The sequence below is a fragment of the Kosakonia sp. MH5 genome, from assembly GCF_009935945.1.
Classification (GTDB): Bacteria; Pseudomonadota; Gammaproteobacteria; order Enterobacterales; family Enterobacteriaceae; genus Kosakonia; species Kosakonia radicincitans.
The window spans coordinates 351,159-376,633 of sequence record NZ_QODH01000002.1; the positions used below are offsets into that span (position 1 = coordinate 351,159).

The 25,475-nt window shown below is 57.1% G+C and carries 23 protein-coding genes; 18 read left to right on the forward strand and 5 right to left on the reverse strand.

Annotation, left to right across the window (positions count from 1 at the left end):
- Positions 1 to 12: 12 nt before the first annotated feature.
- The 6 genes from nuoI (at position 13) to nuoN (ending at position 6,489) form a co-directional block, all read left to right on the forward strand.
- The gene (nuoI, locus tag DK872_RS08060) at positions 13 to 555 is read left to right on the forward strand and encodes an NADH-quinone oxidoreductase subunit NuoI (protein WP_161518213.1); all 543 of its coding nucleotides are present in this window, start codon (positions 13 to 15) and stop codon (positions 553 to 555) included.
- An 11-nt stretch (positions 556 to 566) separates the two neighbouring features.
- Complete coding sequence (gene nuoJ, locus DK872_RS08065) at positions 567 to 1,121, forward strand: NADH-quinone oxidoreductase subunit J (RefSeq protein WP_007371095.1); 555 nt, start codon at positions 567 to 569, stop codon at positions 1,119 to 1,121.
- Positions 1,118 to 1,420 (forward strand): NADH-quinone oxidoreductase subunit NuoK, encoded by a 303-nt coding sequence (nuoK, locus tag DK872_RS08070; protein WP_002463445.1) that lies wholly within the window; start codon positions 1,118 to 1,120, stop codon positions 1,418 to 1,420. The genes nuoJ and nuoK overlap by 4 nt, the downstream gene beginning before the upstream one ends.
- Positions 1,417 to 3,258, forward strand: a complete 1,842-nt coding sequence (gene nuoL, locus DK872_RS08075) for an NADH-quinone oxidoreductase subunit L (protein WP_035889803.1) — start codon at positions 1,417 to 1,419, stop codon at positions 3,256 to 3,258. Before nuoK ends, nuoL begins: the two co-directional genes overlap by 4 nt.
- A 237-nt stretch (positions 3,259 to 3,495) precedes the next feature.
- Positions 3,496 to 5,025 carry an NADH-quinone oxidoreductase subunit M gene (nuoM, locus tag DK872_RS08080; RefSeq protein ID WP_007371098.1) on the forward strand — a complete coding sequence of 510 codons (1,530 nt, stop codon included), beginning with the start codon at positions 3,496 to 3,498 and terminating at the stop codon, positions 5,023 to 5,025.
- Positions 5,026 to 5,031: 6 nt separating this feature from the next.
- On the forward strand, positions 5,032 to 6,489 hold the full coding sequence (gene nuoN / locus DK872_RS08085; RefSeq protein WP_007371099.1) for an NADH-quinone oxidoreductase subunit NuoN: 1,458 nt from the start codon (positions 5,032 to 5,034) through the stop codon (positions 6,487 to 6,489).
- Positions 6,490 to 6,555: 66 nt separating this feature from the next.
- Here the strand turns inward: nuoN and DK872_RS08090 are convergent, their stop codons facing one another.
- Positions 6,556 to 7,581: a chemotaxis protein gene (locus DK872_RS08090; RefSeq protein WP_007371100.1), complete on the reverse strand. Its 1,026-nt coding sequence runs from the start codon at positions 7,579 to 7,581 to the stop codon at positions 6,556 to 6,558.
- Between the two features lie 76 nt (positions 7,582 to 7,657).
- Positions 7,658 to 8,575 carry a ribonuclease BN gene (gene rbn, locus DK872_RS08095; RefSeq protein ID WP_161518214.1) on the reverse strand — a complete coding sequence of 306 codons (918 nt, stop codon included), beginning with the start codon at positions 8,573 to 8,575 and terminating at the stop codon, positions 7,658 to 7,660.
- Positions 8,576 to 8,641: 66 nt separating this feature from the next.
- On the opposite strand from rbn, the gene DK872_RS08100 reads away from it, so the two are divergent.
- From DK872_RS08100 to DK872_RS08145, 10 genes are all read left to right on the forward strand, one after another.
- Positions 8,642 to 9,103: a GNAT family N-acetyltransferase gene (locus DK872_RS08100; RefSeq protein ID WP_007371102.1), complete on the forward strand. Its 462-nt coding sequence runs from the start codon at positions 8,642 to 8,644 to the stop codon at positions 9,101 to 9,103.
- Positions 9,104 to 9,156: 53 nt separating this feature from the next.
- Positions 9,157 to 9,462: a stress response protein ElaB gene (elaB, locus tag DK872_RS08105; protein ID WP_007371103.1), complete on the forward strand. Its 306-nt coding sequence runs from the start codon at positions 9,157 to 9,159 to the stop codon at positions 9,460 to 9,462.
- Positions 9,463 to 9,549: 87 nt separating this feature from the next.
- Positions 9,550 to 10,848, forward strand: a complete 1,299-nt coding sequence (gene menF / locus DK872_RS08110) for an isochorismate synthase MenF (RefSeq protein WP_161518215.1) — start codon at positions 9,550 to 9,552, stop codon at positions 10,846 to 10,848.
- A gap of 71 nt (positions 10,849 to 10,919) precedes the next feature.
- Positions 10,920 to 12,590, forward strand: coding sequence for a 2-succinyl-5-enolpyruvyl-6-hydroxy-3-cyclohexene-1-carboxylic-acid synthase (menD, locus tag DK872_RS08115; protein ID WP_071921101.1), 1,671 nt, complete (start codon positions 10,920 to 10,922; stop codon positions 12,588 to 12,590).
- Positions 12,587 to 13,363, forward strand: a complete 777-nt coding sequence (gene menH, locus DK872_RS08120; protein WP_161518216.1) for a 2-succinyl-6-hydroxy-2,4-cyclohexadiene-1-carboxylate synthase — start codon at positions 12,587 to 12,589, stop codon at positions 13,361 to 13,363. Before menD ends, menH begins: the two co-directional genes overlap by 4 nt.
- Entirely contained in the window at positions 13,360 to 14,217 is an 858-nt protein-coding gene (gene menB / locus DK872_RS08125) for a 1,4-dihydroxy-2-naphthoyl-CoA synthase (RefSeq protein ID WP_043952912.1), read from the forward strand. Before menH ends, menB begins: the two co-directional genes overlap by 4 nt.
- Positions 14,217 to 15,182 carry an o-succinylbenzoate synthase gene (gene menC / locus DK872_RS08130; RefSeq protein ID WP_007371108.1) on the forward strand — a complete coding sequence of 322 codons (966 nt, stop codon included), beginning with the start codon at positions 14,217 to 14,219 and terminating at the stop codon, positions 15,180 to 15,182. Before menB ends, menC begins: the two co-directional genes overlap by 1 nt.
- Positions 15,179 to 16,561: an o-succinylbenzoate--CoA ligase gene (gene menE, locus DK872_RS08135; RefSeq protein ID WP_071921099.1), complete on the forward strand. Its 1,383-nt coding sequence runs from the start codon at positions 15,179 to 15,181 to the stop codon at positions 16,559 to 16,561. Before menC ends, menE begins: the two co-directional genes overlap by 4 nt.
- A gap of 240 nt (positions 16,562 to 16,801) precedes the next feature.
- Positions 16,802 to 17,344, forward strand: a complete 543-nt coding sequence (locus tag DK872_RS08140; RefSeq protein WP_007371111.1) for a YfaZ family outer membrane protein — start codon at positions 16,802 to 16,804, stop codon at positions 17,342 to 17,344.
- A gap of 93 nt (positions 17,345 to 17,437) precedes the next feature.
- Positions 17,438 to 18,634, forward strand: coding sequence for a nicotinamide mononucleotide deamidase-related protein YfaY (locus DK872_RS08145; protein ID WP_035888793.1), 1,197 nt, complete (start codon positions 17,438 to 17,440; stop codon positions 18,632 to 18,634).
- 28 nt (positions 18,635 to 18,662) lie between these two features.
- Here the strand turns inward: DK872_RS08145 and glpC are convergent, their stop codons facing one another.
- From glpC to glpA, 3 genes are read right to left on the reverse strand one after another with little or no spacing between them, the layout of a single operon-like run.
- Positions 18,663 to 19,853, reverse strand: a complete 1,191-nt coding sequence (gene glpC, locus DK872_RS08150) for an anaerobic glycerol-3-phosphate dehydrogenase subunit GlpC (protein ID WP_161518217.1) — start codon at positions 19,851 to 19,853, stop codon at positions 18,663 to 18,665.
- The gene (gene glpB / locus DK872_RS08155) at positions 19,850 to 21,106 is read right to left on the reverse strand and encodes a glycerol-3-phosphate dehydrogenase subunit GlpB (RefSeq protein ID WP_007371114.1); all 1,257 of its coding nucleotides are present in this window, start codon (positions 21,104 to 21,106) and stop codon (positions 19,850 to 19,852) included. The genes glpC and glpB overlap by 4 nt, the downstream gene beginning before the upstream one ends.
- Positions 21,096 to 22,718: an anaerobic glycerol-3-phosphate dehydrogenase subunit A gene (glpA, locus tag DK872_RS08160; RefSeq protein ID WP_161518218.1), complete on the reverse strand. Its 1,623-nt coding sequence runs from the start codon at positions 22,716 to 22,718 to the stop codon at positions 21,096 to 21,098. The genes glpB and glpA overlap by 11 nt, the downstream gene beginning before the upstream one ends.
- 273 nt (positions 22,719 to 22,991) lie before the next feature.
- Here glpA and glpT point away from each other — a divergent pair, with 273 nt between their 5' ends.
- Entirely contained in the window at positions 22,992 to 24,344 is a 1,353-nt protein-coding gene (gene glpT, locus DK872_RS08165) for a glycerol-3-phosphate transporter (RefSeq protein WP_035888801.1), read from the forward strand.
- A gap of 12 nt (positions 24,345 to 24,356) precedes the next feature.
- The gene (gene glpQ, locus DK872_RS08170) at positions 24,357 to 25,427 is read left to right on the forward strand and encodes a glycerophosphodiester phosphodiesterase (RefSeq protein WP_007371118.1); all 1,071 of its coding nucleotides are present in this window, start codon (positions 24,357 to 24,359) and stop codon (positions 25,425 to 25,427) included.
- The last annotated feature ends 48 nt before the right edge of the window (positions 25,428 to 25,475 follow it).

Genomic DNA, 25,475 nt, shown 5'->3' on the forward strand with positions numbered 1-25,475 from the left:
GGTGAAAAGACCATGACTTTAAAAGAATTACTCGTGGGCTTCGGCACCCAGGTCCGTAGTATCTGGATGATTGGCCTGCATGCTTTCTCGAAACGCGAAACCCGTATGTACCCGGAAGAGCCGGTTTATCTGCCGCCGCGTTACCGTGGCCGTATTGTGCTGACGCGCGACCCGGACGGTTCCGAGCGTTGCGTTGCCTGTAACCTTTGTGCGGTAGCGTGCCCGGTAGGCTGTATCTCGCTACAAAAAGCGGAGATGCAGGACGGTCGCTGGTATCCGGAATTTTTCCGTATCAACTTCTCACGCTGCATTTTCTGTGGTCTGTGCGAAGAGGCGTGCCCGACAACGGCGATTCAGCTCACCCCGGATTTCGAAATGGGTGAATACAAACGTCAGGACCTGGTGTACGAAAAAGAGGATCTGCTGATCTCCGGTCCGGGCAAATACCCGGAATATAACTTCTACCGGATGGCAGGTATGGCAATCGACGGCAAAGATAAAGGTGAAGCGGAAAACGAAGCCAAACCTATCGACGTCAAGAGCCTGTTACCGTAAGGAGAGGGGCAATGGAGTTCGCTTTTTATATCTGTGGCCTGGTCGCCATCCTGACGACGGTACGCGTAATAACGCATACCAACCCGGTGCACGCTTTGCTGTATCTGATTGTGTCGCTGCTGGCCATTGCCGGGGTCTTCTTTTCACTCGGCGCTTACTTCGCCGGTGCGCTGGAGATCATCGTTTATGCCGGGGCCATCATGGTGCTGTTCGTGTTTGTGGTGATGATGCTGAACCTTGGCAATACCGTAGTCGAGCAGGAGCGCAACTGGCTGTCGCCGCAAATCTGGATCGGCCCAGCGCTGCTCTCTGCGGTGCTGCTGGTGGTGATGGTTTACGCCATTCTGGGCGTCAACGATCAGGGTATCGACGGGACGGCGATTAGCGCGAAAGCGGTCGGTATTACGCTTTTTGGTCCTTACGTTCTGGCCGTGGAGCTGGCCTCCATGCTGCTGCTGGCTGGCCTGGTTGTGGCCTTCCATCTGGGGCGCGAAGACAGGGCCGGTGAAGTGCTGAGTAATCGCACCGATGACCGCGCAAAAAGAAAAACGGAGGAGCAAGCATGATCCCCTTACAACATGGACTGATCCTCGCGGCGATTTTGTTTGTTTTGGGTCTGACCGGTCTGGTTATCCGCCGCAACCTGCTGTTTATGCTGATTGGGCTGGAAATCATGATTAACGCTGCTGCGCTGGCCTTCGTGGTTGCCGGCAGCTACTGGGGACAGACCGACGGGCAGGTGATGTATATCCTCGCCATTAGCCTCGCGGCTGCGGAAGCGAGTATTGGCCTGGCGTTGCTGCTGCAACTCCATCGTCGCCGCCAGAATCTGAATATCGATTCAGTAAGTGAGATGCGTGGATGAACATGCTCGCCTTAACCATTATTCTGCCTTTTATTGGCTTTGTCTTACTGGCCTTTTCCCGCGGGCGCTGGTCAGAGAATCTTTCTGCGACCGTTGGCGTTGGCTCGATTGGCCTTGCGGCGCTGGTGACCGCTTTTGTCGGCGTTGATTTCTTCAACAACGGTCAGCAGGCGTTTTCGCAACCGTTGTGGACGTGGATGGCGGTCGGTGATTTCAACATCGGTTTCAACCTGGTGCTGGACGGCCTGTCGCTGACCATGCTTTCGGTCGTTACCGGCGTGGGTTTCCTGATTCACATGTTCGCGTCCTGGTATATGCGCGGAGAAGAGGGCTACTCCCGTTTCTTCGCCTACACCAACCTGTTTATCGCCAGTATGGTGGTACTGGTGCTGGCAGATAACCTGCTGCTGATGTACCTCGGCTGGGAAGGCGTGGGCCTGTGTTCCTATCTGCTGATCGGTTTCTACTACACCGATCCGAAGAATGGCGCAGCGGCGATGAAAGCGTTCGTGGTTACCCGTGTGGGTGACGTCTTCCTCGCTTTCGCGCTGTTCATCCTTTACAACGAACTGGGTACGCTGAACTTCCGCGAAATGGTTGAGCTGGCGCCGCAGCACTTCGCCAACGGCAATAACATGCTGATGTGGGCGACGCTGATGCTGCTGGGCGGTGCGGTCGGTAAATCCGCGCAACTGCCGTTGCAGACATGGCTGGCGGACGCGATGGCTGGCCCGACGCCGGTTTCTGCGCTGATCCACGCCGCCACCATGGTGACCGCCGGTGTTTACCTGATTGCCCGTACGCATGGGCTGTTCCTGATGACGCCGGAAGTGCTGCATCTGGTTGGTATCGTCGGTGCGGTAACGCTGCTGATGGCGGGTTTCGCCGCGCTGGTGCAGACGGATATCAAACGCGTACTTGCCTACTCAACCATGAGCCAGATTGGTTACATGTTCCTGGCGCTGGGTGTGCAGGCCTGGGACGCGGCGATTTTCCACCTGATGACGCATGCGTTCTTTAAAGCGCTGCTGTTCCTGTCGTCCGGTTCGGTGATCCTCGCCTGCCATCACGAGCAGAACATCTTCAAAATGGGTGGCCTGCGTAAGTCGATTCCGCTGGTCTATGCCTGCTTCCTGGTCGGTGGCGCGGCGCTGTCGGCGTTGCCATTGCTGACCGCAGGCTTCTTCAGTAAAGACGAAATCCTTGCCGGTGCGGTAGCAAACGGCCATGTCAATCTGATGATTGCCGGTCTGGTGGGCGCGTTTATGACATCGCTGTACACCTTCCGCCTGATTTTCATAGTCTTCCACGGGAAAGAACAGATTCACGCTCATGCAGGGAAGGGGATCACCCATCATCTGCCGCTGATTGTGCTGCTGGTACTTTCCACCTTTATTGGCGCGATGATTGTGCCACCGCTGAGAGGCGTTCTGCCAGAAACCACCGAGCTGGCGCACAGCAGTGTGGTCATGCTGGAAGTGGCGTCCGGTGCGGTTGCTGTCATCGGTATTCTGCTGGCGGCCTGGCTGTGGCTGGGTAAACGTACGCTGGTGCACTCGATCGCCAACAGCGCGACAGGTCGCTTCTTCGGGACCTGGTGGTTCAATGCCTGGGGCTTCGATGCGCTGTACGACCGCATCTTTGTGAAGCCGTATCTTGGCATTGCCTGGCTGCTGAAGAGCGATCCGCTGAATGCGCTAATGAACATTCCGGCGATCCTGTCGCGCTTTGCAGGCAAAGGGCTGCTGTTTAGCGAGAACGGGTATCTGCGCTGGTATGTCGCGTCGATGAGCATTGGCGCTGTCGTGGTGTTGGCGTTGCTGATGGTATTGCGCTGAGTTTGTGGGCCGGCTGGCGCTGCGCTTATCCGGCTTACAAACTGAAAGAGAATTTTTAGAAAATTCGTTGAAAATCAGGTCCGAATGGACAGGCGTTATCGGCAAAGTCCGAGTGGACACCGCCTGCGCAGAGCAACCGGAGCGTACTAAAGTACGTGCGGATTGCGAGCACAGCCGGGGTTCGCGATGACGAGCAAGATAGCCTGAGGCGGACTTAAACAAGGAACAAATATCGCCATGTTATTACCCTGGCTAATACTGATTCCCTTTATCGGCGGCTTTCTCTGCTGGCAGACCGAACGCTTCGGCGTGAAGGTGCCGCGCTGGATAGCCCTGATCACCATGGGACTGACGCTGGCGCTTTCTCTGCAACTCTGGATGCAGGGCGGCTACTCTTTGACGCAATCCACCGGTCTGCCTGCCTGGCAGGAAGAGTTTAAACTGGCGTGGATCCCACGTTTCGGCATCAATATTCATCTGGCGATGGACGGTTTGTCGTTGCTGATGGTGGTGCTGACCGGTTTCCTCGGCGTGCTGGCGGTACTCTGCTCCTGGCGTGAAATCGAGAAATATCAGGGCTTCTTCCATCTCAACCTGATGTGGATTTTGGGCGGCGTTATCGGCGTGTTCCTTGCCATCGACATGTTCCTGTTCTTCTTCTTCTGGGAAATGATGCTGGTGCCGATGTACTTCCTGATTGCACTGTGGGGCCACAAAGCCTCCGACGGGAAGACGCGTATTACGGCTGCGACCAAGTTCTTCATCTATACCCAGGCCAGTGGTCTGGTGATGTTGATTGCCATCCTGGCGCTGGTAGTGGTGCACTATAACGCGACCGGCGTCTGGACATTCGACTATGAAGACCTGCTGAAAACGCCGATGTCTGACCACGTCGAATATCTGCTGATGCTTGGTTTCTTCATCGCCTTCGCGGTGAAAATGCCGGTGGTGCCGCTGCACGGTTGGTTACCGGATGCGCACTCGCAGGCACCGACAGCAGGTTCCGTTGACCTGGCGGGGATCCTGCTGAAAACCGCAGCCTACGGTTTGCTGCGCTTCTCGCTGCCGCTGTTCCCGAATGCTTCCGCAGAGTTTGCCCCCATCGCCATGTGGCTGGGCGTCATCGGTATTTTCTACGGTGCGTGGATGGCGTTCACCCAGACGGATATCAAACGCCTGATCGCTTACACCTCGGTGTCCCACATGGGCTTCGTGCTGATTGCTATCTACACCGGCAGCCAGCTGGCCTATCAGGGCGCGGTTATCCAGATGATTGCGCACGGTCTTTCTGCGGCGGGTCTGTTTATCCTGTGCGGTCAGTTGTACGAACGTCTGCATACCCGCGACATGCGTATGATGGGCGGGCTGTGGAGCAAGATTAAATGGTTGCCGGCGCTGTCGATGTTCTTCGCTGTCGCCACGTTGGGTATGCCGGGTACCGGTAACTTCGTCGGTGAATTCATGATCCTCTTCGGCAGCTACCAGGTTGTGCCGATGATCACGGTGATTTCCACCTTCGGTCTGGTTTTCGCATCGGTTTACTCACTGGCAATGCTGCATCGCGCCTACTTCGGTAAAGCGAAAAGCGAACTGGCCAGCAAGGAACTGCCGGGGCTGTCACTGCGCGAGCTGTTTATGATCCTGATCCTGGTTGTACTTCTGGTACTGCTTGGCTTCTATCCGCAGCCGATTCTGGATACCTCGCATGCCGCGATGGGTAATATCCAGCAGTGGTTTGTTAATTCTATTACTACTACAAGGCCGTAAATCGCCATGACAATTACTCCACAACACCTGATTGCGCTGCTGCCGCTGCTGATCGTCGGATTGACGGTGGTGGTTGTGATGCTCTCCATTGCGTGGCGACGCAACCATTTCCTCAATGCCACGCTGTCGGTCATCGGCCTGAACGTCGCGCTGCTCTCCCTGTGGTTTGTCGGGCAGGCGGGAGCTATGGATGTGACGCCGCTGATGCGCGTCGATGGTTACGCCATGCTCTACACCGGGCTGGTGCTACTGGCGAGCCTTGCCACCTGCACCTTCGCTTATCCGTGGCTGGAAGGGTATAACGACAACAAAGAAGAGTTTTATCTGCTGGTACTGATTGCCGCAATGGGCGGCATTCTGTTGGCTAACGCCAACCATATGGCGGCGTTGTTCCTTGGTATTGAACTGATCTCCCTGCCGCTGTTCGGGCTGGTGGGTTATGCCTTCCGCCAGAAACGTTCGCTGGAAGCCAGTATCAAGTACACCATTCTGTCTGCCGCAGCGTCTTCTTTCCTGCTGTTCGGTATCGCACTGGTGTATGCGCAAACCGGGAATCTGGCATTTGTTGCTATCGGTAAGAGCCTCGGTGAAGGCATGCTGCACGAGCCGCTGCTGCTGGCGGGTCTGGGCCTGATGATTGTCGGTCTCGGTTTCAAACTCTCACTGGTGCCGTTCCACCTGTGGACGCCGGATGTTTATCAGGGCGCGCCTGCGCCGGTCTCAACCTTCCTGGCGACCGCCAGCAAAATCGCCATCTTTGGCGTGCTGATGCGTTTGTTCCTCTATGCGCCGGTCAGCGACAGTGAAGCCGTTCGTGTGGTGCTGGGTCTTATCGCCTTTGTTTCCATTATCTTCGGTAACCTGATGGCGCTGAGCCAGACCAATATCAAACGTCTGCTCGGTTTCTCCTCCATCTCGCACCTCGGCTATTTGCTGGTGGCGCTGATTGCGTTGCAGAGCGGCCAGATGTCGATGGAAACCGTTGGTGTCTATCTGGCCGGTTACCTGTTCAGTAGCCTCGGCGCGTTTGGTGTGGTGAGTCTGATGTCCAGCCCGTATCGCGGCCCGGATGCAGAATCACTTTACTCCTATCGTGGTCTGTTCTGGCACCGTCCGATTCTCTCGGCGGTTCTGACGGTGATGATGCTGTCGCTGGCAGGTATTCCAATGACCTTAGGCTTTATCGGTAAGTTCTACATCCTTGCCGTTGGCGTCGAAGCGCACCTGTGGTGGTTGACGGGCGCTGTGGTGGTCGGTTCGGCGATTGGTTTGTATTACTACCTGCGCGTGGCGGTGAGCCTCTATCTGAGTGCGCCGCAGCAGCTGAACCGCGATGCGCCATCCGACTGGGCCTACAGTGCCGGCGGGATTGTGGTGCTGATCTCTGCGTTGCTGGTACTGCTGTTGGGTATTTACCCGCAGCCGCTGATCAGTATCGTACAGTTAGCGCTGCCGATGATGTAATGGCGTACAGCGCATAAAGAAAAACCGCCGGGCTGCAAATCCGGCGGTTTTTTTATGGCGCAGAAATTACTTCGCCAGTAACGGCTGTGAAGCAACCTGGTGGTGGCTAATCAGCGGGCCGCGTACATTATTGGCCGCGCGGTCGAGCACTTCCTGAATCACTGATGAAAGCTCGTTGATTTCGAACTTCGCAACATAGCCATCGGCCTGCACTTTACGTACGTGATCTTCGTTTGCGCTACCGGAGAGTGACGAGTGGATCACCACTGGAATGTTTTTCAGGCGCGGATCGGTTTTGATCAGACGCGTCAAAGTAAATCCGTCCATTTCCGGCATTTCAAGATCGGTCAGTACCATGGCGATCTTATCGCTAACCGGTATACCTTCACTGTCGGCCTGCTGCGCCAGAAGCTGGATTTTCTCCCACGCATCTTTGCCAGTGATATGCATGTCGGTCGGAATTTCCATCGCGTTGAGGCCTTTTTCCAGCATGGCGCGCGCCACTTTGGAGTCTTCCGCCACAATCGCCACCGAGCCCGGCTTCAGATGGAATTTCTTGTCCGGCACATGATCGCCATGAACGTCGTGATCCGCAGGCACAATGTCATACAGGATCTGCTCAACATCCAGCACCATCGCCAGATTGTTGGTGTCCTTATCGTCATCCAGGCAGGCAATGCTGGTGATATAACGACCATTGATCGCTTTCTCCGCCGTATGCACTTGTTTCCAGTCCAGGCGAGTGATGTTATCTACCGACTCCACCGCAAAGGCCTGCACGCTACGGGCATATTCTGTGATCAACAAAATATTGAGGCCGGTCGTGGGCTTGCAGCCCGCCACCGCCGCCAGGTCAATCACCGGGATCACCTGGTCGCGGATATTGACCATCCCCAGTAAGGGCGGCTTCATTCCGGCAGGGCGAGTGAAGGTGGGCATCGGTACTATTTCGCGCAATTTAAACACGTTGATGCCAAACAACTCTGCTTTCGTGGAATCTAACGACGTGCCGAGACGAAACAGCAACAGCTCAAACCGGTTCGACAGAGTAAGATTCGCCCTGTCATCGATGTCTTTCTGGAAATTATCCATCATGCCCTCAATAGAAGATGCCTGCGTATATCTATTATCGGCATGCGGTGAAAAAAATAGAGTGCCTAAATTAAAATCAAATGTGAACCAACGCAAAATCCTCAGCCAGAGTTGTTTGCGCAAAGGTAGCCAGGCATTCGGCCAGCAATGCCTGGCTACCTTTATCGTCATAGCGTGAACTGAGGTGAGTAATCACCAGCCTGCCTGCGTCCGCGTCCAGCGCCAGTTGTGCGGCCTGCCGCGTTGAACTGTGACCGCGGCTATTCGCTTTCTCCTCCATTGCGCTTTCCAGCGTGGCTTCATGCACCAGCAGATCCACACCGCGCGCCAGTTCAAGCGATGCAGGGCAGGGAGAGGTATCGCCAAAAATCGCCAGCTTTTTACCTGGCTCTGCCGGGGCAAGGTAATCCGCACCGCACAGCGTGCGGCCATCTTCCAGCGTTACCGTTTCACCCGCTTTTAATTTCTGAAACAGCGGCCCTGGCGTTACGCCTGCGGCGATTAGCGCGGCCGCGTCCAGTGCGCCGGGCTTATCATGCTCTTCAATACGATAACCGTAGCACTCCACCGGGTGCGCCAGCGGGTAAGCCGTCACTTTGCGCAGACCGTCATCCACCACCAGCCCGGCTGTCACTTCATGGATGGTCAGCGGATAGTCGGTCCATGAACCGCTCAGCCTTAAAGTTGTTTCCACAAACTCGCGAATGCCTTGCGGGCCATAGATATCCAGTGGCTGAACATTCCCGGCCATCGAGCGGCTACACAGCAACCCCGGCAAACCAAACAGGTGATCGCCATGCAGATGAGTGATAAAAATTTTGTCCAGCTTGCCTGGGGGGAACGCCGTGCGCAGCATCTGGTGCTGCGTGCCTTCGCCGCAATCAAACAGCCAAAGCCCTGCGCGGGTCGGGTGCTGTAAATTCAACAACATCGCGGTTACGTTACGTGTGCGCGTCGGGACCCCGGCGGAGGTGCCCAGGAAAATCAGTTCCACAGTTTTGCTCTGCCCAAATCACAAAAAATTGAGTATAACGGGATGATAACAAATAAGGAGCAAGAGATGATCCGCTGGCAAGACCTGCACCATTCTGAACTCACCGTTGCTGAACTCTACGCTGCACTGAAGCTGCGCTGTGAAGTGTTTGTTGTCGAGCAAACCTGCCCTTATCTGGACGTGGATGGCGATGACCTGACAGGAGAAAACCGGCATATTCTTGGCTGGAAAGAGAATCAGCTGGTGGCGTATGCGAGGATTCTGAAAAGTGATGATGATCTGTCGCCCGTGGTGATTGGCCGGGTGATTGTCAGCGCTCAGGTCAGAGGGGAAAAACTGGGCTACCAGTTGATGGAGCGCGCCGTGAACTCCTGTGAGCAACATTGGCCGCAGCAGGCGCTGTACCTGGGAGCGCAGGCACATCTGCAATCTTTTTATGCGCACTTTGGCTTTCAGCCAGTGACGGATGTCTATGATGAAGATGGCATTGCGCACATCGGAATGGCGCGGGAGATCCACCAGGCGTAACCCGCAGTGTTTGTCTATAGTTAGCGGACAGGTGCATAACATGGAGACAAACGATGTCATATCACTCTTATGATTCAAATATTGATGACGACCTGACCCTGCTGAGCGAAACGCTGGAAGAAGTCCTCCGCTCCTCGGGCGACCCTGCAGACCAGAAGTACATCGAACTCAAAGCCCGCGCCGAGAAGGCGCTGCATGACGTGAAGAACCGCGTCAGCAGCGCGTCGGATACCTACTACTATCGGGCGAAAAAAGCGGTGTATCGCGCCGACGATTATGTTCATGAAAAACCGTGGCAGGGCATTGGCGCCGGTGCTGCTGTCGGTCTGGTGCTCGGCCTGCTACTGGCCCGCCGCTAACGCTTCACTTCCCCTCCCTGGAAGGGGGTACTGTTATTACGTTTAGTACCCCGTATACTATGTGGTTTTTAACAGGGAGGGGCTCGCGTGCTTTCCATTTCCTCTGCGCTTGGCGACCTGTATCGCCGCCTGACCGATCGTTTTCCCCGGTCGCCTGGTTTTTGCTTTTTTGATGCGCCTTTCCCGTTAAACGACGCTTTCGATCCGCTGGCATGGCTCGCCAGTCAGCCTGTCTGGCCGCAATTTTACTGGCAGCAGCGTAGCGGGGACGAGGAGACGGCCGCGCTTGGCGCGCTATGCCACTTCTCATCGTTACCTCTTGCCCAACAATTTTTACACGCCCTGCCAGAGGATGTTCGTATCTGGGGGCTGAATGCCTTTGCTCCTTCGCAGGGATCGCTGTTTTTGCCACGCCTTGAGTGGCGTCGTGAAGGTGGCCGAGCGATGTTACGGCTTTACCTCTACAGCGAGACCTCACTGCATGACGACGCTGAGCGCGCAGCTGAGTTTTTGCAGGCACTTTCGCCTTTCACTCCACTTGCCAACCTGAAACAGCAGCCATGTCTTGCGCAGCGCCATTACCCGGAGCGTGAGGCCTGGAAAAGCCTGATTGCGCAGGCGTTGGGTACGCTGGAAAGCGCTGAGCTGGATAAAGTGGTGCTCGCCAGGGCGACCGATTACTCCTATGCAAATGCCGTGAATGCGGCTTCGCTGATGGCTGCCAGCCGCCGCGTTAATTACCACTGTTTCCACTTTATGATGGCCTTTGACGCGCAGAATGCCTTTTTAGGATCTTCGCCGGAGCGCCTGTGGCGGCGACGCGGTCATGCACTGCGTACCGAAGCGCTGGCCGGAACGGTGGCCGGTCATGATGACGATCTGCAGGCGCAGCGCCTGGCCGACTGGCTGATGGGCGACGATAAAAATCAGCGGGAAAATATGCTGGTGGTGGAAGATATCTGCCAGCGTTTGCAGCAGCAGACGGCGGCGCTCGATGTGCTGCCGCCGCAGATCGTCAGGCTGCGCAATGTTCAGCACCTCCGGCGTTGTATCTGGAGCGATTTACAAACGCCCGACGACGCATTATGCCTGCAACTGTTACAGCCGACAGCCGCCGTCGCCGGGTTACCGCGCCGTTCAGCGTGGGACTTTATTCAGCGCAACGAACCGTTCACCCGTGAATGGTATGCCGGATCGGCGGGATATTTATCCCGTCAGCAGAGTGAATTCTGCGTCGCGCTACGCTCAGCAAAAGTCAGCGGCAGTACCGTTCGGCTGTACGCCGGAGCTGGCATTGTGCCTGGCTCCGACGCCGAGCAAGAGTGGCAGGAAATCGACAATAAAGCGGCGGGCCTGCGATCTTTATTAGAACTTACGCACGCATAACCGATTCATATCAAAATTCGATTTTTTCTGATTATTTATACTGAACAGCAATATTGATACCGGACAAACTCATGTCAATCAGTTCATTTAACCGACGCTGGGCGACGGTGATCCTTGAGGCCCTTACCCGTCATGGCGTCAGGCATGTTTGTATTGCCCCCGGATCGCGTTCCACCCCTTTAACGCTGGCGGCAGCGGAAAATAGCGCTTTTATCCACCATACGCACTTTGATGAGCGGGGTTTAGGCCATCTTGCGCTGGGGCTGGCGAAAGCGAGCAAAGAGCCCGTCGCGGTTATCGTGACGTCCGGTACGGCGGTGGCAAATCTCTATCCCGCGCTGATCGAAGCCGGTCTGACCGGCGAAAAGCTGGTGCTGCTCACCGCCGATCGTCCGCCTGAGCTGATTGATTGTGGGGCAAACCAGGCTATCCGCCAGCCGGGGATGTTCGCCTCGCATCCCACTGAATCTCTCGCGTTGCCGCGCCCGTCGCAGGATATCCCGGCCCGCTGGCTGGTATCGGCTATTGATAACGTGCTCGGCTCGTTGCATGGCGGTGCGGTACACATTAACTGTCCGTTTGCTGAACCTCTGTATGGCGAAATGGATGAAAGCGGTCTTGCCTGGCAACTGGCACTGGGCGACTGGTGGCAGGATGATAAACCGTGGCTGCAAACACCGAACAAAGTCAGTAGCGAAAAGCAGCATGACTGGTTTTTCTGGCGGCAAAAACGCGGCGTTATTGTGGCCGGTCGCATGAGTGCGAGCGAAGGCAAGCTGCTGGCTGAATGGGCGAAAACGCTCGGTTGGCCATTAATGGGCGATGTTTTATCCCAGACCGGCCAGCCGTTGCCGTGCGCCGATCTGTGGCTCGGCAACAGCCGTGCGACAGAAGAATTGGCCCAGGCACAAATTGTGTTGCAGTTTGGCAGCAGCCTGACCGGTAAACGGCTACTCCAGTGGCAGGCAACCTGCGAACCGCAAGAATACTGGCTGATTGATAATCTACCGGGACGGCTGGATCCGGCGCACCATCGCGGACGTCGGCTGGTTTCGGACGTTGCCGGTTGGCTGGCGTTACATCCGGCGGAGCCGCGCGCGCCCTGGAGTGTGGAGCTACCGCAGCTCTCCGCGCAGGCGTGGGACAGGGTCGCGTCGCAGCGTGAAACCTTTGGCGAAGCGCAGCTTGCGCACCGCATTGCCGATTATTTACCGGAACAGGGGCAGCTTTTTCTCGGCAATAGCCTGGTGGTACGGCTGGTGGATGCGCTCGGGCAGATCCCGGCAGGTTATCCGGTCTTCAGCAACCGTGGCGCCAGCGGCATCGACGGTTTGATATCGACTTCAGCAGGCGTGCAGCGCGCCAGCGCCCGCCCGACGTTGGCAATGGTTGGCGATCTTACTGCCCTCTACGATCTGAATGCGCTGGCGTTGCTGCGTCAGGTTTCTGCGCCTTTTGTCCTGCTGGTGGTGAACAACAACGGCGGGCAAATCTTTTCTCTGCTGCCGACGCCACCCGCCGAGCGCGAGCAGTTCTATCTGATGCCGCAGAACGTGCATTTTGACCACGCGGCAGCAATGTTCGGTCTTGATTACCATCGTCCGGAAAACTGGGAAGCGCTGGAATTGGCGTTATCCGGCGCCTGGTGCAAACCGGGTGCTACGCTGATTGAACTGGTGGTCAACGACACGGATGGTGCGCAGACGTTGCAAACGCTGCTGGCGCAGGTGAGCCAGTTGTGACGCTGCACGGGCGCGCTATCTCTGCCGACAGGCCGCAGCCGTGGCTGGTCTTTTTGCACGGTTTTTCCGGCGATAACCGCGAGTGGCAAGCGGTCAGTGAAACGCTGACTGCGTTCCCCCGGCTTTTGCTCGATCTGCCCGGGCATGGCGGTTCCGCCGACCTTTCTGTGGCCTCGTTCGATGAGATGGACGCGCTACTGCGGGCAACTCTTATTCGTTACAACATACAAAACTACTGGCTGATAGGCTATTCGCTGGGCGGGAGGATTTCGATGTACCACGCTTGCCAGCGTCCTGCCGGTTTATGCGGTGTTGTCATTGAAGGCGGGCATCCGGGGCTGACTGATGCAACCAGCCGCCGCGAACGTCTGGCATCGGACAGACAATGGGCGGCGCGTTTTCGTCAGCAGCCGCTTGAGGCCGTCTTTGATGCCTGGTACCGGCAGCCGGTTTTTGCCTCGCTCAGCGAGCCGCAGCGCGCGGCGCTGGTCGCATTGCGCAGCCAGAACAATGGCGCAATGCTTGCCGACATGCTGGAAGCAACCTCGCTGGCGCAACAGCCCGATCTTCGTAGCACATTGCGGGCGCTTTCCATTCCTGTTCATTATTTATACGGTGAATACGACAGTAAGTTTCAGGCGCTGGCGACGCAAGTCACCGGTCACTGTCACGCCATTCCTGCCGCCGGGCACAACGCGCACCGGGAAAATCCCGCGGCCGTTGCTGACATCCTGGCGCGAATTCTGCGTCTTGAGATAAAGGACACACTATGATCTATCCAGATGAAACCATGCTTTACGCGCCGGTTGAGTGGCGTGACTGTTCCGAAGGCTACACCGACATTCGTTACCAGAAGTCTGCCGACGGGATTGCCAAAATCACCATCAACCGTCCGCAGGTGCGCAATGCATTCCGTCCGCTGACGGTGAAAGAGATGATCCAGGCGCTGGCCGATGCGCGTTATGACGACAGCGTTGGCGTTATCATTCTGACCGGCGAAGGCGACAAAGCATTTTGCTCGGGCGGCGATCAGAAAGTGCGCGGCGATTACGGCGGCTACCAGGATGACTCCGGCGTGCACCATCTCAACGTGCTCGATTTCCAGCGCCAGATCCGCACCTGCCCGAAACCGGTAGTGGCAATGGTGGCTGGCTATTCCATTGGCGGCGGCCATGTGTTGCACATGATGTGCGATCTGACCATTGCGGCAGAGAACGCCATTTTCGGTCAGACTGGCCCGAAAGTCGGCTCCTTTGATGGCGGCTGGGGCGCGTCTTATATGGCGCGCATCGTCGGGCAGAAAAAAGCCCGCGAGATCTGGTTCCTCTGCCGTCAGTACGACGCACAACAGGCGCTGGATATGGGGCTGGTGAACACGGTGGTGCCGGTGGCGGATCTGGAGAAAGAGACCGTGCGCTGGTGCCGTGAAATGCTGCAAAACAGCCCGATGGCGCTGCGCTGCCTGAAAGCGGCGCTGAATGCTGACTGCGACGGCCAGGCGGGTCTGCAAGAGCTGGCGGGTAATGCCACCATGTTGTTCTACATGACCGAAGAGGGTCAGGAAGGGCGCAACGCCTTTAACCAGAAACGTCAGCCCGATTTCAGCAAATTCAAACGGAACCCATAATGCGACAAGCGCAACTTTACCGCTGGCAAATTCCGCTCGATGCGGGTGTCGTGCTGCGTGAGCGGCGCCTGAAAACCCGCGACGGCTTGTTTGTCCATTTACAGGCCGACGGGCGCGAAGGATGGGGAGAGATTTCCCCGCTGCCGGGCTTTAGCCATGAAACGCTGGACGAGGCGCAACAGGCGGCAATCAGCTGGTTGCGCGGCTGGCGTGAAGATAAAACATTATCGTTGCCCGAGCAGCCGTCAGTGGCATTTGGTCTGAGCTGCGCGCTGGCGGAACTGCACGGCGAGTTACCACAACAGGCGGACTATCGCGCCGCCATGCTATGCAGTGGCGATCCGGACGAGCTATTTGCTGCGCTGGCTGCTTTGCCGGGTGAGAAAGTGGCGAAAGTGAAGGTCGGGTTATACGAAGCGGTGCGCGATGGCATGGTGGTTAACCTGCTGCTGGAGTCGATCCCCGATTTACGCCTGCGTCTGGACGCCAATCGCGCCTGGACACCGCTGAAAGCGCAGCAGTTTGCCAAATATGTAAACCCGGAATACCGCTCACGCATTGCCTTTCTCGAAGAGCCGTGCAAAACCCCCGCAGAGTCGCTGGCCTTTGCCCGCGAAAGCGGAATAACCATCGCCTGGGATGAAAGCCTGCGCGATGATGGCTTTCAGCTTACGCCGCAGCAAGGATTGGGCGCGGTAGTGATCAAACCCACGCTGACCGGCAGTTTGCAGCGGGTGCAGCAGCAGGTTGCGGTAGCAAAAGCGCTCGGGCTGACGGTGGTGATCAGTTCGTCTATTGAATCCAGTCTCGGCCTGACGCAGCTTGCGCGTATTGCCGCCTGGCTGACGCCTGGCACCATTCCCGGGCTGGATACCTTACAACTGATGCAGTGCCAACTCCTGCGCCGCTGGCCAGAGAGCGATTTACCCTGTTTACAGACAGAGGTACTGGAACCACTACTATGACCTTTACGGACTGGCCCTGGCGGCACTGGCGGCAGGTACGTGGCGATCAGATTGCGGCCCGCCTTGAACAACAGACCCTGAACTGGCGTGAACTGTGCGCACGTATCGATGGGCTGGCCAGCGGTTTTGCGCGGCAGGGGGTGAACGCCGGTGATGGCGTTATGTTGCGGGCGCGTAATCATCCGGACACGCTGCTGGCGTGGCTGGCACTGTTGCAGTGTGGCGCGCGGGTGCTGCCGGTTAACCCGCAACTGCCCGCCGTGTTGCTGGATGCACTCTTACCGCAACTGACGTTGCGCTTCGCGTTGGATTTAGATACTGGCGGCGGCTGGCCTGCTCTGGAGGCGCTGGCGCTTGATGAACTCGCTGGCGAGCATGCCGTGGCGTGGCACCCGCAGCGTCTGGCGTCGATGACCTTGACTTCCGGCTCCACCGGCCTGCCGAAAGCGGCCGTTCACACGTTTCATGCTCACCTCGCCAGCGCCGAGGGCGTGCTGGCGTTGATTCCCTATGCTGAGAATGATGACTGGCTGCTGTCGCTGCCGCTGTTTCACGTCTCCGGGCAGGGGATTTTGTGGCGCTGGCTGCTGGCCGGGGCGCGGATCGCCGTACAGCCTGCATTACCTTTGGCACAGGCGCTGGTCGGTTGCACGCATGCTTCGCTGGTGCCGACGCAGTTGTGGCGCTTACTCAACGACAACGCGTTGGTATCGTTGAAAGCGGTCCTGCTCGGCGGCGCAGCGATTCCGGTGGCGCTGACGCAGCAGGCGCATGAACGCGGTATTCGCTGTTTTTGCGGCTATGGTCTGACGGAGTTTGCCTCGACGGTATGCGCCAAAGAAGCCGACGGCGCGCCAGATGTCGGTTACGCCCTGCCCGGGCGCGAAGTGAAAATTGTTGATGAAGAGGTCTGGCTGCGGGCGGAGAGCATGGCGTCAGGGTACTGGCGCAACGGCGAGCTTCTGCCGCTGGTGAACAGTGAAGGCTGGTTTGCCACTCGCGATCGCGGGATGCTTCACGACGGTTGCCTCACTATCCGTGGCCGGCTGGATAATCTTTTCTTCAGCGGCGGGGAAGGGATTCAACCGGAAGAGGTGGAACGCGTGATCGCGCGTCATCCACAGGTTCAGCAGGTTATGGTTGTGCCGGTTGATGATGCCGAGTTCGGCCAGCGCCCGGTGGCGGTGGTGGAGTGTGAAGGCAGCGTTGATGTGGCTGCGCTGTCAGCGTGGGTGAGCGATAAACTGGCTCGTTTTCAGCAGCCGCTGCGCTGGCTGGCGATGCCTGCTGAGCTGAAAAATGGCGGGATCAAAATCTCGCGGCGCGCAGTGCTTCAGTGGGCGAATGCCGCCGTTAATGGCACGGTGCGATCAGCATAATCAACATTGCGCAGTTTCTCAGGGACCAGGGCATACGGCAGGAAGTGTTACGTATTGCCGAGCGATGCTGGAAAAATCCGTGATGATAAGGAAAAGTCTGCGCAACGTTATAGCACACTACTGCACAGAGAAAGTGCGCGGCTTAGCGCATCATCCCTTTTTTATTCATTATGCGAAAAGAAAAATAGGCATATAATCAGCAGCTTTGGGAAATTGGCTTGAAATGTGCGGATATCAAAAATGAAAAAAGTGGCTTTGTTAGGGTTAGCCAGTCTGCTGCTGGCATCTGCCGGCGCGCAGGCTGTGAGTTTGAATGGTCAGCTTGGTAAAGATTACAGCAACTTAGGTTTTGGGTTCGGCACTGAAACCAGCGGTATTGCCGTAACCGGCAACTGGGCGCACAGCGAAGATGATGGTGAAGTCGCCGGTCTGGGTCTGGGCTATAACCTTCCGCTGGGGCCGTTCCTGGCAACGGTCGGCGGTAAAGGCCTTTATATCAGCCCGGATTCCGGCAGCGATGGTTACGCCATCGCGGTCGGCGGCGGCCTGCAATGGAAAATCGCCAGCAGCTTCAGCCTGTTCGGCGAATATTACTACTCGCCGGATTCGCTCTCCAGCGGCGTGAAAGAGTATCAGGAAGCGAACGCCGGTGCGCGTTACACCATTATGCGCCCGCTGACCGTTGAAGCCGGTTATCGCTATATCGATATGACCGGTAAAGAAGGTCATCGTGATAACGCCGTGGCCGATGGCCCGTACGTCGGCGTAAGTGCCAGCTTCTGATTCCCCGGCGCGGCGTTCGTCCGCGCCAGTTTATTGCCTTTTTTACCCCGCACATGCGTTATAGTGTTTCAACCTCGATTGCTGGAGATAACAATGTTAAACGTGGAGATGCTGTCCACCGGCGATGAAGTGCTGCATGGTCAGATTGTGGATACCAATGCGGCATGGCTGGCGGACTTTTTCTTTAATCAGGGACTGCCGTTAACGCGCCGCAACACCGTCGGCGATAATCTCAATGATCTGGTTGCCATTCTGCGTGAACGCAGCGAACACGCGGATGTGCTGATTGTAAACGGCGGTCTTGGGCCAACCAGCGACGATCTGAGCGCGCTGGCGGCAGCGACAGCCAAAGGTGAAGGGCTGGTGTTGCACGAAGCCTGGCTGGCGCAAATGGAGCGTTTTTTCAGTGAACGTGGTCGCGTGATGGCGCCCAGCAACCGCAAACAGGCGGAAATCCCGGCCAGCGCAGAACTGGTCGATAACCCGGTCGGCACCGCGTGCGGCTTTGCCATACAGCTAAACCGCTGTCTGATGTTCTTTACCCCCGGCGTGCCGTCTGAGTTCAGGGTGATGGTCGAGCACGAAATCCTGCCGCGTCTGCGTGCGCGTTTTACTCTGCCAGAGCCGCCGGTTTGTCTGCGTCTGACCACCTTTGGTCGCTCGGAAAGCGATCTGGCGCAAAGCCTGGCGCACCTCGAATTGCCTGAAGGCGTGGTGATGGGCTACCGCTCATCAATGCCGATTATTGAACTGAAACTGACTGGTCCGGCGGAGCATCGCGCGGCGATGGAAGCCGTATGGCCGCAAGTGAAACGTGTCGCCGGTGAGAGCCTGATTTTTGAAGGCACCGTCGGCTTACCGGCGCTGCTTGCCGCGCGGCTGCGCGAGCGTCAGCTCAGCCTGACCCTGAGCGAGCAGTTCACCGGTGGTCTGGTCGCACTGCAACTTTCCCGGGCCGGTGCGCCGCTGCTGGCCAGCGAAGTGTTGCCGTCGCAGGCGGAAGAACTGGCACAAAGCGCGCGCTGGACGACCGAACTGCGCAACCGGCATCTCGCCGGGCTGGCGCTGACCGTCACTGGCCTGGAAGAGGATCACCTCAACTTTGCGCTTGCCACGCCGGAAGGGACGCAGGCGCTGCGGGTGAAATTCAATACCAATCGCCATGGTCTGGTCGTGCGTCAGGAAGTGTGCGCGATGATGGCGCTCAATATCCTGCGCCGCTGGCTGGAAGGTAAAGATCTGGCCAGCGATCACGGCTGGATCAATGTTGTCGAAACTCTGTCGGTGTAATTCCGAAAGAAAGGGTAACGGCTTGCCGTTACCCTAATGCTTGCGCCAGCAGAGTGATGGAGTGTTCGCAGCGCTTGCTGGTGGACATCTCAATCTGCCACTTGCAGGTTTCGCAATCCGTCACCACCAGGTCGGCGCCGCTGGCCTCAATCTGGGCAAACAGCGGCGCGCCGATGGCCTGCGAAGTTGTGTAGTTCTCGCTTTTAAAACCGTACGTGCCAGCGATACCGCAGCAGCGGGAGTCCAGCACTGTCAGTTCCAGCCCCGGAATGCGTCGTAGCAGTTCCAGCGTGTAGTGCGTCCAGCCCATTTTTTCCAGATGACACGGGGTGTGATAGACCACCTTCAGCGGTGTCTCACGCAGCGTCAGCTTTTTCCCTTCATCCAGCATGCGCCAGATCCAGCGCGTCGCCAGATCGATGTGTGAGCGCACATGGCTGTTATCCACATCCAGCAGATGCGGATACTCATCGCGCAGGGTGAAAGCGCAGGTGGAAGAGGTGGCGATCACCGGTAAGCCTTGCTCGCCAACGGTTTGCGTCAGCGACTGCACATTGAATTGCGCCTGTTTTTTCGCTTTTGCGAAGAAGCCATTGGCAATCAGCGGCACGCCGCAACACTTCTCCCGCTGTAATAACTGCACGCCAATGCCCATGTCGTTCAGCAGACGGATCAGATCCTTGCCCAACTGTGGATGGTTGTAATTGACATAGCAGCCGTGAAAAAACGCTACCTGTTGAGGAAATGCCCGCTGTTGCGCGGCGATGCTACGATACCAGCGGCGAAACGTGCCGTGAGAGTATTTCGGCAGCGCGCGATGGTGATCAATTTTCAGCGTTTTATCAAGCAACTGGCGTACCGGCTTTAACGCCGTAGCGGTGTTGACGAGTGGAGCAACGGGCGTTGATAGCGAGCCCATCAAATCCGTATGACTGAGGATGACATTACGCAGCGAGAACGGTTTTGCCGCGTACTGGACGCGGGCGCGCTGAATAATGTCGCCAATCTTCACCCCGGAAGGGCAGGCGGTTTCACAGCGTTTACAGTTGGTGCAATACTTCAGCGCATCGTCATACAGCGCGGCGTCTTTCAGACGCAGCCGTTCGCCATCGGGACCGGCCTGTTTCGGGCCGGGATAATTGGGGTTAACCCGGCTAACCGGGCATGCGGTGGTGCATGCGGTGCATTTAATGCAGCTTTCGAACTGCGTGCTGTTCATTGTTCGCCTCCTTGTGCAATGATCTGCTGCGCGGCATGCAGCGCCGTCACGGCGCAAACGCCGCCGCCGCATCCCTGAGCGACCGCATCGAACCCGCCCAGCACCGAACCAATAACATAAAGATTCTCCACGACAGCGCCCTGACACAGGCCGCGCAGTTGCGCGTCGGTCCGGACGCCAAATTGCTGCCACGGCTGGCTGTCAAACACATCGTCGCGATACCAGTCGCTGCGCTTGTCGCTCTGCATGACATCGAGATCGAAAACCGCCTCCCGCACGCGATCGCGCCCGGCGATCAGGCCATTGCTGAAGAAACTGCCGCTGGCCAGCACGACGTGGCGCGCACGCAGCGGAATGTCTTCATGCTTACGGGTCCAGAGCTGCGTGACATGGTTGTGGCTGATGTCGGCACGCAGCACGTCGTCGCCTGGCATCCAGCTCCCGCCTTGTTGAATAAAACGCTGCTGCAACAATAACTGCATGCGCATTCCCGGTACAGATGGCGGCAGCGTTGGCAGCAGGCGCAGCGGGCAGGCTAATTGTTTATTCAGTTGGGTAAAGACATGGTTGTCCGTCAGGCCGAAGCAGGCGGGCAGCCAGAGCATTCCGTATTGCTGGCTGAGCGGAAGCAGTGCGTTATACAGTTCGCTATAGTGCTCCGGTGCATCCAGCAGGCGGGCAATATTCACCGCGCGGAACTCGCTGGGGTTATCGCGCAGCCTGTCCAGAGCTGGCAGTTCAATCTCTTCGGCATGGGCATCGATGCCGCGTTTACGCAGCGCGCTTGCGGCCAGTTGCGGCTGAAAATCAAGAAACCCACTAATGCCGACCACCGCAGTTCGCTGTTGCGCCTCTGTTTTGCGCGGTACTTCCTGCGGGCTAAGCCAGGCGCGGCGAAACGTGCCCAGCGGCGTCACGCGGTGATGCGGTGTATCAATCTCCCCCTGTAACGCCAGCTTACAGTCGGCGAGCAGGGTTTGCGCCTGCTGCGCGTAGTGACGCACCGCTTTCGCGCCCAGCAGCGCGTAAGGATGCGCGCCGTAGTGTTGCTCAAGCACAGCAATGGCGCTGTCGATGTCGGTAACCGGTTGCCCGTCCGGAAGAAAGGAGAGCAGATCCAGCGAACCGGAAGAGAAACTCAGCGCGCTCTGGCCCCGGCTGATAATCGCGCAGCGCTGCCCGCTTTCGCTCAGGCGAATTCCGCACAACAGTCCTGCCAGACCGCCGCCGATGATGACCGTGTCAAATCTCATCTTCTGCCTCCTTTTCCAGACCACATAATCCCTGGTAAACCCAACGAGTGAACTCGCTTTCGCGCAGGGCATCGCCCCAGGCCACCGGCTTCACGCCTTTCCAGCGTTCATTAAGGAAATCACGCAACTGGCTGAGCGACTCGGTTTCGCTGGTAACATGCAGACGGTTTAACAGCCCGGCGGCGCGACAGGCGCATAATTCCCCCTGGCAGGTGCCCATGCCGACGCGCGTGCGGCGGCGCAAATCGAGCAGCGAATGGACATTCAGGTTTTCCACCGCGTACTGCACTTCGCCCGCCGTCACGGCTTCACATTCGCAGACCAGGCTGCGGTTGTGGCGATCGCTGCCAAGCCAGTTGGGTGTGCGATCGCCGTGACGATAAACCGCAGAACCGCGCAGCGGCGTTGGCAGTGAGATGATTTTTTTCAGTGTTTGCTCGGTTGACTCCCGGGAACCAGGCAGCGGAGTGGAAGCGGTGGTGCAGGCCGCGCCGTGGTTCAGTTTTTGGCAGACCGCATCCGTTGCCCATTCGGACATCAAACGGTAGGTCATCAGTTTGCCGCCGGTAATGGTGATAAACCCTTCCAGCCCGTCGCGCTGCGCGTGATCCAGCAGCACAATGCCCCGGCTGACATTGCGGCCGCTCGGATCGTCATCGCTGGCTACCAGCGGACGAACGCCCGCATAGGCGCGCAGAATACGCGTTTGCGCCATTACCGGTGCCAGTTTTTCCCCTTCCCGCAGCAGGATATCCACCTCTTCCGGCGTCACGCGGACGTTATCGATATCGGCGTAATCAATGTGCGTGGAGGTGGTGCCGATCAGTGAAATGGTGTCGCCAGGCACCAGAATATCGGCATCGGCAGGTTTGCGGCAGCGGTTAATAACCCGCTGATTGATTCGGTGATCGAGGATTAACAGCGCGCCTTTGGCCGGGAACATGCGAATGTGCAGATCGGCATATTCCGCGATGCGCTGGCCCCAGATCCCGGCAGCGTTCACCACCACTGGCGCGTAAAGTTGCAGATTTTCGCCGCTGGCAGGATGCCAGAGATTCACGCCGCTCACGCGATCGCCATGGCGAATCAACCCGCACACTTCGTGGCCGGTAAGGATTTTTGCTCCGTGCTCACGCGCATCCAGCATATTGCTGGCGGTCAGGCGGAAAGGATCCACTGTCCCATCCGGCACCCGCACAGCGCCGAGCAGCGTCGGGTTAACGCTCGGTTCTAACCGCAGCGCTTCTTGCGGCGAAATCGCCTGTGCCGGAATACCTGCCTGCCGGCAGCAATTGATAAACTGGCTTTGATAGACCAAATCATCTTCCGGCAACGTAATGAACAGACCATCGGTGGGTTCAACGCAGTGACGGGCAATGCGTTTGAGGATTTGGTTCTCTGCAATGCATTCGCGCGCAGATTCGTTATCAGTGACCGCATAGCGCGCCCCGCTGTGCAGCAGGCCGTGGTTGCGGCCAGTTGCGCCGGTGGCGATGTCGTGACGTTCGATCAGCACCGCGCGCAGTCCGCGCAGAGCGCAGTCACGGGCTATCCCGGCACCGGTGGCTCCGCCGCCAATAATAATCACATCGTAATCAGGAGAGTTATGCATCTTCGCGTCCCTGTGGCCGACTTTCAGATGCAACCATTTAGCCACACTATGAGTGTGGTTTGTTTGATATCGCGCATATTCGAGCAAATAACGAAAGTCGAACGCGCTTTCATGCGTGAAATTAGACTCTTGTCATATTTCTGTAACATTTATTGCGACAACCCGTTCTCTCTACGTAAAACTTTCTCTACAATCCGCCGCGAATAACTTTCGTAATGTTCGTTTTCACTCATTCTTGCCCGAAATGAGTCTTACCGCGCCACGGAGGCCGCTATGTTGAGTATTTTTAAACCTGCCCCCCATCTTTCGCGTCTGCCGGACGCGCAAATCGACCCGCTTTATCGGCGGCTGCGCTGGCAAATTTTCCTCGGCATTTTTTTTGGTTACGCTGCCTATTATCTGGTGCGTAAAAACTTTGCACTGGCCATGCCGTACCTCGTTGAACAGGGGTTCTCCCGTGGCGATCTGGGGTTTGCGCTTTCAGGTATCTCGATTGCCTACGGCTTTTCGAAATTCATCATGGGCTCGGTATCGGATCGTTCGAATCCGCGCGTGTTTCTGCCCGCCGGGCTGATTCTTGCTGCTGCCGTGATGCTGTTTATGGGCTTTGTGCCCTGGGCCACCTCCAGCATTATGATCATGTTTGTGCTGCTCTTTTTATGCGGCTGGTTTCAGGGGATGGGCTGGCCGCCGTGTGGACGTACGATGGTGCACTGGTGGTCGCAGAAGGAGCGCGGCGGCGTTGTTTCTGTGTGGAACTGCGCGCATAACGTTGGCGGCGGTATTCCGCCACTGCTGTTTTTGTTAGGGATGGCCTGGTTTAACGACTGGCATGCAGCGCTGTATATGCCAGCCTTTGGCGCGATTCTGGTGGCGATTATCGCCTTTGCTCTGATGCGTGATACGCCGCAATCCTGCGGTTTGCCGCCGATCGAAGAGTACAAAAACGACTACCCGGATGATTACAGTGACAAGCACGAAGAAGAGCTGTCGGCGAAGCAGATTTTTATGCAGTACATCCTGCCGAACAAGCTGTTGTGGTACATCGCCGTGGCTAACGTGTTCGTATATCTGCTGCGTTACGGCATTCTCGACTGGTCGCCAACTTACCTGAAAGAAGTGAAGCACTTCGCGCTGGATAAATCCTCGTGGGCCTATTTTTTGTATGAGTACGCGGGTATTCCCGGCACGCTGCTCTGCGGCTGGATGTCGGACAAAGTGTTCCGTGGCAATCGCGGCGCGACCGGCGTGTTCTTTATGACGCTGGTGACAATCGCGACTATTGTTTACTGGCTGAACCCGGCGGGCAATCCGACGGTAGATATGGTCTGTATGATCGTCATTGGCTTCCTGATTTATGGCCCGGTGATGCTGATTGGTCTGCATGCACTGGAGCTGGCACCGAAAAAAGCGGCAGGTACGGCAGCCGGGTTTACCGGATTGTTTGGCTACCTCGGCGGTTCTGTCGCCGCCAGTGCCATTGTCGGTTATACCGTTGATTTCTTCGGCTGGGATGGCGGTTTTATGGTGATGATCGGCGGCAGCATTCTCGCCGTTTTGTTGCTGATTATCGTGATGCTGGGCGAAAAACGTCACCATGCTGAGATGCTGGCGCGCCGTCAGTAAAAGGGAGTGCAGATGAAAACCACCTTTACCCGTATCACAACCGGCCTGTTACTGGCCGGTTTATTTGCCAGCCAGGCGCTGGCGGCGGAGAAAATCGTGATTGCCCATCGCGGTGCAAGCGGCTATCTGCCGGAGCACACATTACCGGCAAAAGCGATGGCTTATGCGCAGGGCGCCGATTATCTCGAGCAGGATCTGGTGATGACCAAAGACGACCAGTTGGTTGTCCTGCACGATCACTATCTGGATCGCGTGACCGATGTGGCGGAGCGTTTTCCGCAGCGCGCCCGTAAAGATGGCCGCTTTTACGCCATCGACTTTACGCTGGACGAAATTCGTTCGCTGAAGTTTACCGAAGGCTTTGATGTGGAAAACGGCAAGAAAGTGCAGCTCTTTCCGGGGCGCTTTCCGATGGGCAAATCGGAATTCCGCATTCATACCTTTGCCGAAGAGATTGAGTTTGTGCAGGGGTTGAACCACTCCACGGGCAAAAATATCGGTATCTACCCGGAAATCAAAGCGCCGTGGTTCCATCATCAGGAAGGCAAGGACATTGCTGCGAAGACGCTGGAAGTGCTGAAAAAGTACGGTTACACCAGTAAAAAAGACAAAGTCTACCTGCAATGTTTTGATGCCGACGAGCTAAAGCGCATTAAACATGAGCTGGAGCCGAAGATGGGGATGGATCTCAATCTGGTGCAACTGATTGCCTACACCAAATGGCATGAAACTCAGCAAAAACAACCGGATGGTAAATGGGTGAATTACAACTATGACTGGATGCTGCAACCCGGCGCGATGCAGCAGATTGCGCAGTATGCTGACGGGATTGGCCCGGATTACCATATGCTGGTGGCCGACGGTTCCACGCCGGGCAACGTGAAGCTAACGCAGATGGTCAAAGAGGCGCATGAACACCATTTGCAGGTGCATCCGTTTACCGTGCGGGCCGATCAGCTTCCGCCGTACGCCAGTGATGTCAATCAGCTGTATGAGGTGCTGTACCGGCAGGCGGATGTCGATGGCTTGTTTACCGACTTCCCGGATAAAGCAGTGCAGTTTTTAAAAGATAAGCGGCAGTAGGGAAAGCTGTTTCGCCAGATGGTGCTGAAGCCGTCAACAAAAAAGGGC